This window comes from Aeromonas sp. 84A (assembly GCF_051919345.1).
In the GTDB taxonomy this organism is placed as follows: Bacteria; Pseudomonadota; Gammaproteobacteria; order Enterobacterales; family Aeromonadaceae; genus Aeromonas; species Aeromonas veronii.
In genome coordinates, this window is the sequence record NZ_JBQBEW010000001.1 from 2352206 (window position 1) to 2366423 (window position 14218).

Sequence of the window (14218 nt, forward strand, 5' to 3'; positions counted from 1 at the left end):
ATGGCATTGCAATCATCTTGTTGCTCCTGTTGTGACAGGAATGAACGCTTGTCGGGTGGGGCAATCACAAAAGCAAGGTAGGGGGCGGTAGATGGCAATACGAAAAGCAGTGATGTTCCATCAGTGCTTTGCAAACCGGGGGATGAGTGCGTGGATGATCTGCCACTGCGTGGCTCACTTGTCGGCATAGGTGTTTGCCGGAAAGCAAAAAACCGACCCTGAGGTCGGTTTTTTAAATTTGGCGGTGAGGGAGGGATTCGAACCCTCGATACGTTGCCGTATACACACTTTCCAGGCGTGCTCCTTCAGCCACTCGGACACCTCACCAAATTTTCGTTCGCTGCGCTGTTGCGCTGGAACGGGGCGTAATTTAGGGGAAAGGGCTGTGTGGGTCAACCTCTTTTCCCCTTATTTTTCATAATCTTTTCCGAATGCCTAACCCTTGTGCAGAATGCCGGTTTTTTAAACCGGATCAGGGCTTGTCGAGGATGATCAGACTGTCCGGCAGCTCGTTTTGATCCCGGGTGGCCGGGAAGGCATCGGTCAGAATGGCGCTAACGCGCTCAACGCACTCCAGAAAACCTTGTTCGATCTCCTTGTTGCGCACTCGCGCCACGAAGTCGTCGATGATCTCCTGCCACTGGCCGTTGTCGATATGCTGGGCGATGCCGTCATCCACCAGTATTTCTACATAGTGCTCGGCGGCCGAGACGAAGATCAGCACCCCGAGCCGGTCGCGGGTGCGGTGCAGCCCCTGCTCGACAAATTGCAGGCGGGCCATCAGGGCCGCCCGGTGCTGGCGAACCTTCTTCGGGATTAGCCGCATCTTGATGGGGGTCCAGTGGAACAGCAGGCTCAGCAGCAGCCAGACTGACCACTGCACCAGCAGGATTTCATACCAGCCTAGCCAGAAGCCGAGCTGGAACACCAGCAGCGGGGTGAGCATCGCCAGCAGCGCCGCCCAGAGGGTGGGAATGTAGCGATAGCCATCGCTGGCCGGGGCCAGCACGGTGACCAGTTCAGCATCAGTCTCTAGCTCCGCTTCGCGCACCTTGGCCTGAAGCGTGTGGAAGAACTGTTTAGAAATCATGATTTGTCTCTTTACTCCTGTTACCAGCCACCGGAGGCTCCGCCGCCGCCAAAACTGCCGCCGCCACCGCTGAATCCGCCGCCAGAGCGACCACCAAAGGAGCCGGCACCCAATCCACCAGCCATGTAGGTCGACCGACGTCGTCCTCCCGGCCCACCGCCGCCACCCCCGCGCAGGTTGTGGAGCACGATCATCGCAATCACCACCAGAATAAACAGCCAGGGGCCGCCACCGTTGTCACTCTTTGGCTGCTCGACCGGCTGATATTCCCCGGCGAGTGCCTTCATGATGCTCTGGCTGCCCGCCATGATCCCGGCCACCATATCGCCGCGCTTGAAGGCGGGCAGGATGCGGCCATGGATGATGTTGGCGGCGATGGCGTCGGGCAGGGCGCCTTCCAGCCCATATCCCACCTCGATCCGCACCTTGCGCTCATCCTGGGCGATCAGCAACAACACGCCATTGTTCTTGCCTTTCTGGCCGATCCCCCAGTGGCGACCGAGCTGGTAGCCGTACTCCTCGATGGTCTCCCCATCGAGGCTGTCGACAGAGACCACCACCAGCTGGATACCGCTGCGCTTTTCAAAGGCGGCTAGCTGTTGGGTCAGTTGATGGGCCTGTTTGCGGGACATCAGACTGGCTTCATCCACCACCCGTCCGCTCAGCGTCGGGAAGTCCGGCGCCGCTTGCAGGGCACTGGCCCAGAGCAGTAGACAGGGAAGAAACCAGCGCAGCATCATCTTCATTGGAAGCTGACCTTGGGCGCCTCATCGGCACCGGGTTTGGCACTGAAACTGGGTTTGGCTTCCAGATCCGAGTAGAGCAGCTTGGACCAGATAACGCCGGGGAAAGTGCGGATCTCGGTATTGAACTGGCGCACCGCCTCGATATAGTCGCGGCGAGCCACCGAGATGCGATTCTCGGTTCCTTCCAGCTGGGCCTGCAGGGCAAGGAACTGCTGATCCGCTTTCAGCTCGGGGTAGCGTTCTACCACTACCATCAGGCGAGAGAGGGCGCTGGAGAGCTGGTTCTGCGCCGCTTCAAACTCCTTGAGCTGGGCAGGATCGCTCACCTGCACGCTGCCGACCCGGGCACGGGCATCGGTGACCGCCTTTAGGGTCTCCTGCTCATGGCTGGCGTAGCCCTTTACGGTGGCGACCAGATTGGGAATGAGGTCGGCGCGGCGCTGATACTGGTTCTCCACCTGCCCCCAGCTTGCTTTAACCTGCTCATCCAGGGTCGGAATGTTGTTCATGCCGCAGCCGGTCAGGCTGAGCAGCAGGGTCAGGGTCAACAGGCTCTGCGTGGTTCTGCGCCAGAGTGATGTGGCCATCTTGTTGTTCTCCTTTGGTATTTCGAGTCGATAGTGCGCCATGGATGGTGTACGACCAAGCGTGCACCACCATACCAGCTTGGGGTCAGTTGCCACAACGCGCAGGTAGTTCGGGTCGCTTGTTGATGCCGGAGACCTTGGGCAGCTGGGGCTTGTCTTTGAGCCAGGATGCCAGCTCTTCCCCGCAGCCATTGCCGGGCGGAATGGGAGCCTGGGGTTCACAATCGGGGCTGCCCACCGGGCAGCGCAGCCGCACGTGGAAGTGGCTGAAGTGGCCCACCCAGGGGCGTAGCTTGGCGACCCAGGGTTCGTTACCAGCCTGTTGGCAGACCGCGGATTTGATCACCGGATTGACGAAGATGCGGGCCACCTCGGGTTTGCTGGCCGCAAGCCGCAGCAGGGTGAGCTGCTGGGGGCCAAAGCGGCCCGGTAACATCTTGTAGCTGGGTTCGTCGATCAGTGCCCACTCCTTGGGAGCATCCTGCTCCCATTTGCTGATGGGGCGGTTGGCCATGCGAAACCAGATATCGGCGTCGAGTCCGGTCTGATGGCTGCGATGGCCGGAGGTAAAGGGGCCGCCCCGGGCCATCGCCAGATCGGCGATATAGAGATCCGGCAGCCCGGCCATGCGGGTCTGGTTGGCCAGCGTCTGCAGATAGTGGATAAGGTCGGGGTGGCCGTAGTAGCGCAGCCGTTTGGTGCGGATCACCTGATAACCCGGCCCTTCGAGGGGTAGGGGTACGCCGTTTTTCAGGCAACCGGCGGCATAACCACCGATGGCTTCCGCTTGCAATACAGTCGCCAGCAACAGGGACGTCAGCATGTGCGTGCTCCTTGTCTTGCTTCGAGTCGGCTCAGCAATACGAACAGACTCAAACATATAAATAAATAGGCCGCGGCCACCAGCAGCCAGATCTCGTAGACCAGTCCGCTGGAGTTGGCCATCTCGGTACCGACGAAGGTGAGCTCCTGTACCGAGATAAGGGAAACGATGGCGGTATCCTTCACCAGCGCGATGAGCTGACCGGTGAGGGGGGGCAACATCAGCAGCATGGCCTGCGGCAGGATCACATGGCGCAGCCGCACCCAGGGGGAGAGCCCGAGGCTCTGCGCCGCCTCCCACTGGCCACGGGGGATGGCGGCCAGCCCGGCGCGGACGATCTCGGCGACGAAGGCGGCGCTAATCATCCCGACACAGAGGGTGCCTGAGATGAGGTTTTCCCAGCGGGCTGGTGGGCCAAACAGCGCCTCTTGCCACGGGGAGAGCGAAACGGTGCCGAGCCAGCGGGAGAGGCCGCTCGCGGGCAGCAGCTGGTTGGCGATAAAGAAGTAGAAGATGAAGATAAAGACCAGCGGCGGCAGATTGCGGATCAGCTGGATAAACAGGGTCGCAGGCATCACCAGCCAGGGGCGGCGGCTGAAGGCGGCTACCCCCAGCGCAGTGCCGAGCAGCAGCGCCAGCACCATGCCGAGCAGGGCGATGCGCAAGGTGGTGAGCAGACCGCTGAAAAAGTAGGGCAACTCGCCGTGAGGGCCAGGGGTGAACAGCAGATCGAAGGCCTCATGCCAGCGCCACTGATAGGCTACCCCGATGTGCAAGCGGCTGGCCAGCCAGAGGCCAGCCAGCAGCAGGATCAGGGCGATCGCCCCATCCAGCCAGTTGATGTTCCGACATGGCTTCCGGACGATGCGCCGGATGGTCTGTTTGAGGGCCATCAGCATCAGGGATTGGCGACCTGCGCTTCCCACGCCAGCGACTTGAACCAGTAGTCATGGCGCGCCTTGAGCCAGCCATCGGCCTGACGGGCGGCGATCCACTCGTTGAACTGCTCAGCCAGGGCATCATCCCCCTTGCGCAGGGCAAAGCCTTCATCGCCTTGTGCCAACGGCTCGGCAAACGGCATAAAGAGGGCATCGGGGTGGCGCAGCGCCTCTTGCTCGGGTTTCGGGGAAGAGGAGAGGGCGCCGTGAGCGCGGCCGTTCAGCACCTCCTGAAATACCTGTGACTCGTCATCAAACTGGCGCAGGGTGGCCTTGGGGAAGTGTTCTTTTGCCACCTGTACCGGTGAGGCGCCACGACGTACCGCCAGGATCACCCCGCGCTGGTTGAAGTCCGCCACGGTTTTCTTCTCTTTGGCCATGGTGCTGGAGGCGGCCAGCTGCACCCCCGAGTGGGAGTAGGCCTGGGTGAAACGCACGCTCTTCTCCCGCTCGGGGGTGATGGTGAGGCCGCCGATGATGACGTCATACTTTTTCGCCAGCAGGGAGGGGATGATGCCATCCCAGGCGGTAGGCACGAACTCTACCTGCCAGCCGTTATCTGTGGCGAGGCGACGGGCCACGTCAATCTCGAAACCGATCAGGGCCCCCTGCTTGTCGCGCATCGCCCAGGGGGCGAAGGTGGACATGCCGACCCGCAGGGTACCGCTCTGCTCGATCTGCGCCTGGGTGTCGGATGGGGCAGTTTCTGCCAGTGCCGGATTGAGCAGACTTGCCAGCAGCAGGGCTGCGCCCGACAGGGTGGTCTTGAATGACAGATTCATGGTTAGCGTCCTTGTTGATCCGGATTCAGGTGACGGGCCAGCGCCCGCGAACAGGCTGACAGCGTCAGGGTTAACAGCAAATAGAGGGCAGCCACGGTAAACCACACCTCAAAGGTCAGAAACGTATCGGCAACTAGAGTACGCCCTTCGTTGGTCAGATCGAAGATGGCGATCACACTCACCAGCGCCGAATGTTTGATAAGGGAGACCAGCTCGTTGGTCAGCGGCGGCAAGGTGATGCGCACCAGCTGGGGCAGGATCACCTTGCGCAGGGTGATGGTTCGCGACAAGCCAAGAGAGTGGGCCGCCTCCCACTGTCCTTTGGGAATGGCCTGTACACCTGCACGCAACACCTCGGCGGTGAAGGCCCCCTGATAGAGGGAGAGGCTCAACACGGCGCAGGCAAGGGGGGCCAATCCCAGCATGGGGCCCAGCAAGAAATAGAGAATATAGAGCTGCACCAGCTGGGGCGTGGTGCGCACCAGCGCCAGATAGGCGATGGCGAGCCAGGGGCCGAGCCGGGAGGGGAGCAGCCGCAGGCTGACCACGCACACCCCGACCGCCAGAGTGCCCAGCAGACTGAGCAGCGCCACCTGCAGGGTGACCAGCAGGCCGTTTAGCAAGGGGCCGGCATAAAAGGTTCCCTCATCCCACTCGCCGAGAAAGGGCAACACCCGCGGCCACTGCCACTCATAGCCCATCTGGCGAGCGCCGCTATAGAGTGCCCAGCCCAGTAGCGCAGAGAGCATCACAGTGCCTGACAACCAGCCGAGCAGGCGGGGGCGATTGAGCCTAGCCATGATAGCTGAGCACCTGTTCGAGGAAGGCCTGGGTTCGCGGGTGCCGGGGGGCGTTGAATAGCTGGGCGGGCGGGGCCGATTCGATGATCTTGCCCTCGTCCATAAAGAGCACCCGATCCGCCACCTGACGGGCAAAGCCCATCTCGTGAGTGACGCAGATCAGGGTCATCCCCTCGTCAGCCAGCTCGCGGATCACATCGAGCACTTCGCGGATCATCTCGGGGTCGAGGGCGGAGGTGGGCTCGTCAAACAGCATCAGCTCGGGTTGCATGCAGAGGGAGCGGGCGATGGCGACCCGCTGCTGCTGGCCGCCGGATAGCTGGTGGGGGTACTTGTCGGCCTGTGCCTGAATGCGCACCCGCTCGAGCAGCCCGAGCGCCCGGGCTTTGGCCTCCTGAGGGCGCAACCCCAGGGTATGCACCGGCGCCACCATCAGGTTCTCCAGCACCGTCATATGGGGGAAGAGGTTGAACTGCTGAAACACCATGCCAACCCGACCTTGCAGGCGGCGCAGGTAGGAAGGGGTCACCGGCTCGCCAAACAGGAACAGCTGGCCGTCGTCGATCCCCTCCAGCCCGTTGATGGTGCGGATCAGGGTCGATTTTCCCGAGCCTGACGGGCCACAGATAACCCACTTCTCTCCCCGTTCAATGGTGAGATCGATGTGATGAAGAGCCTGAAAGTCGCCATAGAATTTGTCAACGCCACAAAAGCGCACACAGGGTTGCGAGCTGGTCAAGAAGCGGGTTCCACTGAGGATCATTTACGCCATGGTATTGATTTTATAGGGGGATGACAAAGAAAACCCCCTTGTCAGCATCCTTATGCCTATTCACAATGGCGCCATTTCGTGATGACAGGAGCTTTTCATGCGTATTACATCCTTGCTTGCCGGTTCCCAGGTGCAGCTGTTGATGCCGCCAGCGGTTCGCTATCGCTGCGTCATTTTTCTGTTGTTGCTGGTGAGTTGGGGCGTGGTGGCGGCCTCCTTGTGGGATGGCTGGGGCGCCATGGCGCTGCTCAACTGGGTGGGCGTGGTCTTTGGTGGCATCACCGGGATCATGGTGTCGCTGCCCCGCAGCTGGCAGCCCTGGCGCCTGGCGGAGCTGGGGTGGGATGAACAGCATATCTATCTGCTCAATGGCAACAAGGATGAGGCGCTGGCACTGCCCCGCAGCCAGCTGGTGGCGCTCGAACGGGAGCGGCGAGTGGGTCACGACGGCCAGTGGCTCGACTTCAGCCTCGATCTGCAACTGAGTGAAGAGGAGCTGGCGGCGGCTATGGCCTTACTGGATCTCAAGGCGGGTGAGCTGCATCTGGTGAGCCCGTCTGTCTATCGCTTCGGCTTTAAACGGGCCTGGCACGGTCGCCAGATGCTGGCGCAACGGTTGTCAGATCTGCAATCGGCCTGAGTCGACTATTTTCTCGACAATTCCCGGCAAAGCTCAGATACTGCCAGTGACTCGAATTGATCTTGTCCGCACTGTTAACCCAAGAGATCAATCACTTGACGACAGTGTGGAGAAGGCCACGGCATGAAGCCATGGCAGGTCCGGCATAGGGGTTGTGCCCTTACCGTTATGCTGGGAATTGCATAGAGAAGGCACCTTGAATCGAGAGTGGATGGCATGAAGATTTACGTAGGAAATCTGTCGTACCGGATGACGGCCGACGAACTGAAAACCCTGTTCAGCCAGTTTGGACAGGTCGACAAGGTTGATATCATCATCGACCGCGATACCGGCCAGTCAAAGGGGTTTGGTTTTATTGAAATGCCGGTCAATGGTGATGCCGAAAAGGCCATCGCTGGTCTGCATGGCACAGAAGTCGGTGGCCGTACCATCACCGTCAACCAGGCCAAACCGAAGACAGATGCTCCCCGTGGTCGCCCGCAACAGCGCCACCGCTAAGGTGCCTCGGCAATAAAAAAACGGCATGGGTTTCCCCCATGCCGTTTTTGTTTCTGGACGTTTTGCTGTTATCAGGGGACGTCGTAACCGAGCGCCGCCTTGCGGATGCGGAACCACTGCTGGCGGTTCAGCTCGACAGATTCGGCGGCTACGGCGGCAGCAATCCGCTCCCGTTTGCCGGAGCCAATCAATGGCAGCGGCTGGCTTGGCAGCATCATTACCCAGGCGTAGACCACCTGCTCGATAGTCTGGGCGCCCACTTCCTGACGGATCTGCTCCAGTTCGGCACGCAGCGGGGCATAGGCGTCATCGCTGAACAGTCGGCCGCCGCCGAGACATGACCAGGCCATCGGCTTGATGCCAAGATGCTGGCACTGATCCAGGGTACCATCGAGGGTCCCTTCCTGATGAAGCGGCGAGATCTCCAGCTGGTTGGTGACCAGCGGGAAGGGGAGGCGCGATTGCAGTAGCTCGAACTGACGGGCGGTGAAGTTGGATACCCCGGCGTGCTTGATCTTGCCCGCCTGTTTCAGGGTGATAAAGGCGTCGGCCACTTCATCTGCGTTCATCAGGGGATCTGGGCGGTGGATCAGCAGCAGGTCCAGATGGTCGGTGCCGAGCTTGCGCAGCGAGGCCTCGGCGCTGGCGATGATATGGTCCTTGCTGGTGTTGTAGTGGTTGAGAGCATGCTCCGGCTTGGCGGTGAGGGCGATACCGCACTTGGTGACGATCTCCATCCGGCTGCGCAGGGAAGGCTCGAGGCGTAGGGCGTGACCAAAGGCCTCTTCGCACTGGTAGCCACCATAGATATCGGCGTGATCGATGGTGGTGACCCCCAGATCCAGATGATATTTCATCAGATCGAGCAGAGCGGCCGGAGAGAGCTGCCACTCCATCAGGCGCCAGTAACCCATGATGAGGCGAGAGAAGGTGGGGCCTTGCGGATGCAGGGCGACACGGGATACAGACATGGTTGACTCCTTGAAAAACACGATGCGAAAACGATGTGCAACATAGATGACTGCGGGCATCTTGGCCTCATGTGGCTGGCAAAGCAATAATGGGCAGTGGCATGATTCGAACTTTGGTTCTGATCGCAGAGTAGGAGAGAGAGTTGGATGGAAGGATTTGCCGAGCGCTTGCAGAGCCTGATCGGGGAGATGAGCGTGAGCGCATTTGCCCGCAAGGTGGGGCTCAGTGAAGCGCTGATCCGCAAATATTTGAAGGGAGCCGAGCCTGGCCTGGCGCGGGCCAACCAGATCGCCATGGGGGCCAACTGCTCGCTGGAGTGGCTGGCAACCGGCTGCGGTTATCTCTACCGTCAGGCGGAAGTGGTAGACAGGGAGGCGCTGGCAGCGGCGCAGCTACTGCTGGGCGAGCAGCAACCCGGGGTGGGGCTGCCCGATGAGGAGGCACTGGTCACCCTGCTCGCCTATTACCAGTTTTTGCGCACCCACAAGAAAGCGGACGGTTTTCTCGACTTGGCGCTGGCGCGGGAGTTTGGTCGCCATCTGGGGGAAGCGTGATGAGGGGCATATTACCCTTTGGTCGTGTCACGGCCGGTTGATTATTCTGATACGCTCTAAGCAAGATAACTCTCCATGGAATGGGCGATGAGCTACTTGATCCTCGGAAGCGGTGCGCTGGGCTCGGCGCTGGCAAGAGAGCTGATGGCAAGGGGGGAGTCCTTCCTTCTGGCCGGGCGCACCTATCCAAAAGGGATCGAGATGGGGGCTTTCTTCCCGCTGCAAGAGGTGGACGCCATCTCGTTCGACGCCCTGTTTACCCTCTACGACACCGATCCGCTTCCCACTGTGGTGATCAACACCATCGGCCTGTTGCACGATGTCAGCTTTATGCCAGAGTGGCGGGTCGAAGAGGTGCACCCCAAGTGGCTGTGCGACAGCCTGCTGGCCAATGCCTGGCCAACGCTGGCGCTGGCTGCCCGTTTCAGTCGGTTGATGGGCAATGACCATCCGCTGTGGCTCTGTGCCATCTCTGATCTGGCGGGCTCCATCACCTCCAATCTGGAGGGGGGGCGTTACAGCTACCGGATGAGCAAGGCGGCCCTCGACATGGGGGTGAAAACCCTGGCCCTTGAGTGGACGCAGCGTTTCCCGCAAGCAGGGGTGGTGGCCGTTGCGCCCGGCTTGATGGACTCCCCGATGAACACCCCCTTTCTGAGCGAGTTGCCCGCGGATCAATTGCAGGAGCCTGCCGAGGTGGCGGTGAAACTGCTCAATCTCATCAAGGGGTTATCGTTGACCCAATCGGGTCAGCTACTGGATCTCAACGGTCAGCCGCTGCCTTGGTAAATCCCGCCTGCGGGTTCTATGGACGTCTATTGGCTTCACATTCTGCTCATGCGCCCCTTGCCAAGCGAGGGGCGCATGGCTAACGTCACTCTCCTGTTTCAGGAGGGATCTCATGCGCTATATCGATTTACGAAGTGACACCGTCACCCAGCCTACTGACGCCATGCGTCAAGCCATGCTCCACGCCGAAGTCGGTGACGATGTCTATGGTGAAGATCCGGGCGTCAACGCGCTGGAGGCCTTTGGGGCCAGATTGCTGGGCAAACAGGCGGCGCTGTTTGTGCCGTCCGGCACCATGTCCAATCTGTTGGCGGTGATGAACCACTGTCAGCGCGGTGAGGGGGCCATCCTCGGCAACGCCGCTCACATCTATCGCTATGAAGCGCAGGGGAGTGCCGTGCTGGGCTCCGTAGCCCTGCAACCCTTGCCGATGCAGCGCGATGGCACGCTGGCATTCGATGATATCAAGGCTGCGCTGGCCCCTGATGATGCCCACTTCGTCCAGACTCGCCTGATCTGCCTTGAGAACACCCACAACGGCAAGGTGCTGCCGCTCTCCTATCTGCAGGAGATGGGGGCATTTGTTGCTGAACGTGGCTTGAAGCTCCATCTCGATGGCGCACGGCTTTTTAACGCCGCCGTGGCCAGCGAGACCTCGGTCGAGGTGATCGCTGCACCGTTTGACAGCATCTCGATTTGTCTCTCCAAGGGGTTGGGCGCACCGGTGGGCTCGCTGCTGGTGGGCAGCCACGACTTCATCGCCCGTGCGCGCCGCCTGCGCAAGATGCTGGGAGGTGGCATGCGTCAGGCGGGCATTCTGGCGCAAGCCGGTCTGTTTGCTCTCGAGCAGCATGTGACCCGTCTGGCCGATGATCACCGCCGTGCCAAACGGCTGGCCGAAGGGTTGGCTGCACTGCCGGGCATAGAGCTCGACCTCTCGCTGGTGCAGAGCAACATGGTGTTCCTGCGGCTGCGTGAGGGGGAATCGGCCCCACTGCTCGCTTTTATGAAGGAGCGGGGGATCCTCTTCTCCGGTTACGGCGAGCTGCGGCTGGTGACTCATCTGCAGATCAACGATGACGATATTGAAGAGGTGATCGACGCCTTCACCGAGTATCTCGGAGCGCGTTGAGACGGCTGGTGAGGTAGAGGTTATACCAAGACCTGTTCATACCGAAATAACAGAGGGCGCTGCGGCGCCCTCTGTTATTTGCTGCAAGCTCAAGCCTGTCGCTGACCGCTCATCAGCATGGCCTCATCGGTGGCATCGTAGATCATCACCGCGATGTGGGTCACCTGACCGCCGAAATCGGCCAGTGGCACCAGGGTCAGGTTCTGGAACATGTGGGGGGCCGAGCCGGTAATGGGGCGGTAGTTGGAGAAACGCAGCAGATAGGGCTTCTGCTCCCAGGTGCTGAAGGCGCGGTTGTTGAGTTTGAAGACCATGTTGGCCTTGCGTTCGAACCAGGCTCTGTCCACATCGGGGAAGAGCTCGAACAGTACGCCATCGCGCACGTCACTGGCCAGTCGGCCGCTGTGGCTCTCCATAAAGCCGTTCCACACCTGAACCTTGTACTCCTTGTCGAGCACCACCAGGCCTACGTCCAGGTTCTGGACTATGTTCATCAACCAATGAAATTCACGGATTTCCATAGTCACTCCTAGAGCATGTGCATGATTTTGTTGTTCATGGTGGCGATGGAATCTTCGGTAAACAGCAGCAGCAGATCACACTGCACCGCGTAATCCTGGATCCGGTAGTTGATCTCGATGGCGAGCGTGCGGCGCCAGCGACTCTTGTTGGTGTTGATCAGCTCGTTGATGGGTCTGTGCTGGCCGAGCACCACCGGATGCCCCTGACTGAAGGGGGTGTCGAGCTGGTTGGCGTAGCCGCGCAGGAAGGCGCCGATCAGCACGTTGGCGGTATCCATCAACAGCTCCAGTTCGGCGGTGCGATCCAGCGTCCCCTGATGGTTCATCAGCTTGGCCAAATCTTTGAAGCTGGAGTCATGGAACAGGATCAGCGCTTCACCGGCGATCCCAGCTCCGATAAACCCCTGACAGACGGCGGAGAGGGTATCTGAATCCGCAGCGGCCGAGAGGGCCATATGCAACTCTGATACTTCCAGCACGTTGACGTTGGGGATAGGCAGTACCACGAAGGCGTTGAGCAGACGAGCCAGCAAGTCGGCCGCCTGACCCATGGAGACGTTGGCCAGCTCCTGATAGACATCGCGGATTTCGGGGGTGATCTTGACGCCTGCATCGGCTACAACGCCGTTTGGCTGCTGCTCGGGGGCGCTTGGTTGACCGCTCGGGGCGGCACTCCAGAAATCATGCTTTTTGAGCAGGGCGAGCAGGGTTTCTGGGGCGGCGGGTTTCTTGATGAAATCGAGCGCCCCCAGCCCCATGACCCGTTGATAGGCCTCTGGTTGGATATCCCCGGAGACCACGATCACCTTGTTGCGTAGACCCTCCCGTTGGAGGGTCTCCAGCACGCCGTAACCGTCCATTTCCGGCATGGTCAGATCGAGGAAGATGAGATCGCCATGACCCATCAGCACCTGTTCGATCCCTTCGAGACCATTGGCTGCGTAGTGCAAATCGACTTTCCAGTCGGCCGGGAGCGCCCGCGCCAGCTGTTTGCGGGCGAACCCGGAGTCATCACATATCAATACATTCATGGCGTTAGGCAGGCTCTGTTGGCAAGGGATGCTATAAGTGTGGCCCGCTAACGGTCAGATGCAATGGGTGAGGCTATCACCTTGTGAAAATTGGTTGTCCCACTGCCGATTGCGATAGCGTGCTGAGTATTTTTCAACAAATTCAACGAACATCTTAACACGCAACGGAGCGAACTGGTGCTGGCAACACAACATGTAGAAGGGGCGATTGCCGGTTTGCCAGTCGGTCAGTACCGGCACCAGCTGCTCGTCATGGAGGAAGCTGCTCAGATAGTGCAGCGGGGCATTGACGATCCCCAGATGACGCCGGGCTGCACGTACCGCGGCCTGGGTCTGGTTGACGGTCAGTTTGGCGCTGCGTTTGATGCAGACGCTCTGGCCATCCTTGTCGGTCAGCTGCCAGTGCTGGTGAGGCCAGCAGTAGATGAGATCGTGCTCTTCCAGCTGGTTGGGGTGGGAGGGAGTGCCCTTCTTGGTCAAATAGAGTGGTGAGGCAAACAGGCCGTACTCGATATGGCCGAGACGATCGCATTGGGCAGCGACTGGGGCAGCTCACCATTGAAGAACACCAGATCCCGATCATTGTCGAACAGGTGCTGGTGATCATTAGTCTGGGTGATATCGAACTGTACCTCGGGATAGTGCAGCCCGAATTCGGCCAGCATATCGATGAGGATGGTGTTGGAGAGTGCGATGGGCGCAGCTATCCGGATAAGCCCGGTGATGTCGGCCTCTTGACCCTGGATCTCGCTGGTGGCCTGCTCGATTTGCGCGAGTGGCGTGCAGAGACGTTCGTAGTATCTGAGGCCATCATCGGTAAGGCGGAGCTTGCGGGTAGAGCGATGTAGCAGGGAGCAACCCAGTTGCTCTTCCAGCTGGGAAATGCGTCGACTGATGGTGCCTGTTGGCATGCCCAGTGCGGCTGCAGCGTGGGAGAATCCTCCCTCTTGCACCACCTTGACGAACAGGTAGAACTCTTCGATGTGCTTCATAAACGCTGTTCTGGGTGTAACAAGGGGGCAACCATAAAAAGAGCGTTCCGGGTTGGCAAGGGTAATTCAGCGTTTAATTGATCTGGATTCGATTTCTGTTGATACCAGTTCTCCACCCGCCCGTCATCTCAGTTTCCCCGAGCTGGTGATTATTTCGGCACGATGCCAAATGGTGTTGCGGCAGAGATGTTTGCCATATTTCCTGATTTGTTCCGCTATAACCGTGGGCGAAGGCCGATATTGCAACCTGATGGAAGGGCGCCGGGGTGCTCTGCGTACTCAGCCGGGGTGGTTTGCCATCCACAGCCAATGTGATGCAGATCATATATTCGGGTTTTGCTCATTGCCTGTTGAAAAATGAATTTGGGGTATATCAATTCCGCCTTAGTGAACTATTTTTGTCCGATTTGGCGTTTTTTTGGCTGTTTATCCATCCGCTTGGTTAATTAATGGAAGCTTTGTGACAGAGAGTGATGACTATTTCCACCATTGATTTAAATGTTAATAACAAATTTGTCGCAGCAAATATGCAATTGCTCTTTCAAGGTCTC

At 59.6% G+C, this 14218-nt stretch carries 16 protein-coding genes, 1 tRNA gene and 1 pseudogene; 5 read left to right on the plus strand and 13 right to left on the minus strand.

The genetic code is table 11. The features are described from left to right. Positions 1 to 239: 239 nt before the first annotated feature. From ACTG20_RS10720 to ACTG20_RS10760, 9 genes are all read right to left on the minus strand, one after another. A tRNA-Ser gene (locus ACTG20_RS10720) sits at positions 240 to 327 on the minus strand. A gap of 145 nt (positions 328 to 472) precedes the next feature. Further along, the gene (locus ACTG20_RS10725) at positions 473 to 1090 is read right to left on the minus strand and encodes a TPM domain-containing protein (protein ID WP_005337196.1); all 618 of its coding nucleotides are present in this window, start codon (positions 1088 to 1090) and stop codon (positions 473 to 475) included. A gap of 20 nt (positions 1091 to 1110) precedes the next feature. After that, positions 1111 to 1836: a TPM domain-containing protein gene (locus ACTG20_RS10730; protein ID WP_005351128.1), complete on the minus strand. Its 726-nt coding sequence runs from the start codon at positions 1834 to 1836 to the stop codon at positions 1111 to 1113. Further along, complete coding sequence (locus ACTG20_RS10735; RefSeq protein WP_005351129.1) at positions 1833 to 2423, minus strand: LemA family protein; 591 nt, start codon at positions 2421 to 2423, stop codon at positions 1833 to 1835. The genes ACTG20_RS10730 and ACTG20_RS10735 overlap by 4 nt, the downstream gene beginning before the upstream one ends. Before the next feature lie 85 nt (positions 2424 to 2508). Beyond that, positions 2509 to 3246, minus strand: a complete 738-nt coding sequence (mepA, locus tag ACTG20_RS10740; RefSeq protein ID WP_194496090.1) for a penicillin-insensitive murein endopeptidase — start codon at positions 3244 to 3246, stop codon at positions 2509 to 2511. Further along, positions 3240 to 4145 (minus strand): amino acid ABC transporter permease, encoded by a 906-nt coding sequence (locus ACTG20_RS10745; RefSeq protein ID WP_019444715.1) that lies wholly within the window; start codon positions 4143 to 4145, stop codon positions 3240 to 3242. The genes mepA and ACTG20_RS10745 overlap by 7 nt, the downstream gene beginning before the upstream one ends. Further along, positions 4145 to 4966, minus strand: a complete 822-nt coding sequence (locus ACTG20_RS10750; RefSeq protein WP_194496091.1) for a transporter substrate-binding domain-containing protein — start codon at positions 4964 to 4966, stop codon at positions 4145 to 4147. The genes ACTG20_RS10745 and ACTG20_RS10750 overlap by 1 nt, the downstream gene beginning before the upstream one ends. 2 nt (positions 4967 to 4968) lie before the next feature. Then, positions 4969 to 5766 carry an amino acid ABC transporter permease gene (locus ACTG20_RS10755; RefSeq protein WP_194496092.1) on the minus strand — a complete coding sequence of 266 codons (798 nt, stop codon included), beginning with the start codon at positions 5764 to 5766 and terminating at the stop codon, positions 4969 to 4971. Beyond that, complete coding sequence (locus tag ACTG20_RS10760; protein ID WP_111901335.1) at positions 5759 to 6529, minus strand: amino acid ABC transporter ATP-binding protein; 771 nt, start codon at positions 6527 to 6529, stop codon at positions 5759 to 5761. Before ACTG20_RS10760 ends, ACTG20_RS10755 begins: the two co-directional genes overlap by 8 nt. Before the next feature lie 106 nt (positions 6530 to 6635). On the opposite strand from ACTG20_RS10760, the gene ACTG20_RS10765 reads away from it, so the two are divergent. Together ACTG20_RS10765 and ACTG20_RS10770 are read left to right on the plus strand one after the other, a co-directional pair. Then, positions 6636 to 7178 (plus strand): hypothetical protein, encoded by a 543-nt coding sequence (locus ACTG20_RS10765; RefSeq protein WP_088869409.1) that lies wholly within the window; start codon positions 6636 to 6638, stop codon positions 7176 to 7178. Positions 7179 to 7394: 216 nt separating this feature from the next. Beyond that, a complete protein-coding gene (locus ACTG20_RS10770) occupies positions 7395 to 7676 on the plus strand; it encodes an RNA recognition motif domain-containing protein (protein WP_005337180.1) in 282 nt (93 codons plus the stop codon). Positions 7677 to 7747: 71 nt separating this feature from the next. Here ACTG20_RS10770 and ACTG20_RS10775 read toward each other — a convergent pair whose 3' ends face one another. After that, positions 7748 to 8647 (minus strand): aldo/keto reductase, encoded by a 900-nt coding sequence (locus ACTG20_RS10775; RefSeq protein ID WP_194496093.1) that lies wholly within the window; start codon positions 8645 to 8647, stop codon positions 7748 to 7750. A gap of 147 nt (positions 8648 to 8794) precedes the next feature. On the opposite strand from ACTG20_RS10775, the gene ACTG20_RS10780 reads away from it, so the two are divergent. The 3 genes from ACTG20_RS10780 (at position 8795) to ltaE (ending at position 11123) form a co-directional block, all read left to right on the plus strand. Beyond that, a complete protein-coding gene (locus tag ACTG20_RS10780) occupies positions 8795 to 9202 on the plus strand; it encodes a helix-turn-helix domain-containing protein (protein ID WP_005351138.1) in 408 nt (135 codons plus the stop codon). An 87-nt stretch (positions 9203 to 9289) separates the two neighbouring features. After that, entirely contained in the window at positions 9290 to 9991 is a 702-nt protein-coding gene (locus ACTG20_RS10785) for a short-chain dehydrogenase (protein WP_194496094.1), read from the plus strand. Between the two features lie 112 nt (positions 9992 to 10103). After that, positions 10104 to 11123 carry a low-specificity L-threonine aldolase gene (gene ltaE, locus ACTG20_RS10790; protein ID WP_194496095.1) on the plus strand — a complete coding sequence of 340 codons (1020 nt, stop codon included), beginning with the start codon at positions 10104 to 10106 and terminating at the stop codon, positions 11121 to 11123. 89 nt (positions 11124 to 11212) lie between these two features. Here ltaE and ACTG20_RS10795 read toward each other — a convergent pair whose 3' ends face one another. From ACTG20_RS10795 to ACTG20_RS10805, 3 genes and pseudogenes are all read right to left on the minus strand, one after another. Further along, positions 11213 to 11644: a PAS domain-containing protein gene (locus ACTG20_RS10795; RefSeq protein ID WP_005337175.1), complete on the minus strand. Its 432-nt coding sequence runs from the start codon at positions 11642 to 11644 to the stop codon at positions 11213 to 11215. An 8-nt stretch (positions 11645 to 11652) separates the two neighbouring features. Further along, positions 11653 to 12675: a response regulator gene (locus ACTG20_RS10800; protein ID WP_047438363.1), complete on the minus strand. Its 1023-nt coding sequence runs from the start codon at positions 12673 to 12675 to the stop codon at positions 11653 to 11655. 54 nt (positions 12676 to 12729) lie between these two features. After that, positions 12730 to 13667 (minus strand): annotated as a pseudogene (locus tag ACTG20_RS10805) (LysR family transcriptional regulator). Positions 13668 to 14218 lie beyond the last annotated feature (551 nt).

Bases quoted from the DNA above. Each gene is read 5' to 3' on its own strand.
- ACTG20_RS10725 (WP_005337196.1), bottom strand. From the start codon at position 1,090: ATGATTTCTAAACAGTTCTTCCACACGCTTCAGGCCAAGGTGCGCGAA.
- ACTG20_RS10730 (WP_005351128.1), bottom strand. From the start codon at position 1,836: ATGAAGATGATGCTGCGCTGGTTTCTTCCCTGTCTACTGCTCTGGGCC.
- ACTG20_RS10735 (WP_005351129.1), bottom strand. From the start codon at position 2,423: ATGGCCACATCACTCTGGCGCAGAACCACGCAGAGCCTGTTGACCCTG.
- mepA (WP_194496090.1), bottom strand. From the start codon at position 3,246: ATGCTGACGTCCCTGTTGCTGGCGACTGTATTGCAAGCGGAAGCCATC.
- ACTG20_RS10745 (WP_019444715.1), bottom strand. From the start codon at position 4,145: ATGCTGATGGCCCTCAAACAGACCATCCGGCGCATCGTCCGGAAGCCA.
- ACTG20_RS10750 (WP_194496091.1), bottom strand. From the start codon at position 4,966: ATGAATCTGTCATTCAAGACCACCCTGTCGGGCGCAGCCCTGCTGCTG.
- ACTG20_RS10755 (WP_194496092.1), bottom strand. From the start codon at position 5,766: ATGGCTAGGCTCAATCGCCCCCGCCTGCTCGGCTGGTTGTCAGGCACT.
- ACTG20_RS10760 (WP_111901335.1), bottom strand. From the start codon at position 6,529: ATGATCCTCAGTGGAACCCGCTTCTTGACCAGCTCGCAACCCTGTGTG.
- ACTG20_RS10765 (WP_088869409.1), top strand. From the start codon at position 6,636: ATGCGTATTACATCCTTGCTTGCCGGTTCCCAGGTGCAGCTGTTGATG.
- ACTG20_RS10770 (WP_005337180.1), top strand. From the start codon at position 7,395: ATGAAGATTTACGTAGGAAATCTGTCGTACCGGATGACGGCCGACGAA.
- ACTG20_RS10775 (WP_194496093.1), bottom strand. From the start codon at position 8,647: ATGTCTGTATCCCGTGTCGCCCTGCATCCGCAAGGCCCCACCTTCTCT.
- ACTG20_RS10780 (WP_005351138.1), top strand. From the start codon at position 8,795: ATGGAAGGATTTGCCGAGCGCTTGCAGAGCCTGATCGGGGAGATGAGC.
- ACTG20_RS10785 (WP_194496094.1), top strand. From the start codon at position 9,290: ATGAGCTACTTGATCCTCGGAAGCGGTGCGCTGGGCTCGGCGCTGGCA.
- ltaE (WP_194496095.1), top strand. From the start codon at position 10,104: ATGCGCTATATCGATTTACGAAGTGACACCGTCACCCAGCCTACTGAC.
- ACTG20_RS10795 (WP_005337175.1), bottom strand. From the start codon at position 11,644: ATGGAAATCCGTGAATTTCATTGGTTGATGAACATAGTCCAGAACCTG.
- ACTG20_RS10800 (WP_047438363.1), bottom strand. From the start codon at position 12,675: ATGAATGTATTGATATGTGATGACTCCGGGTTCGCCCGCAAACAGCTG.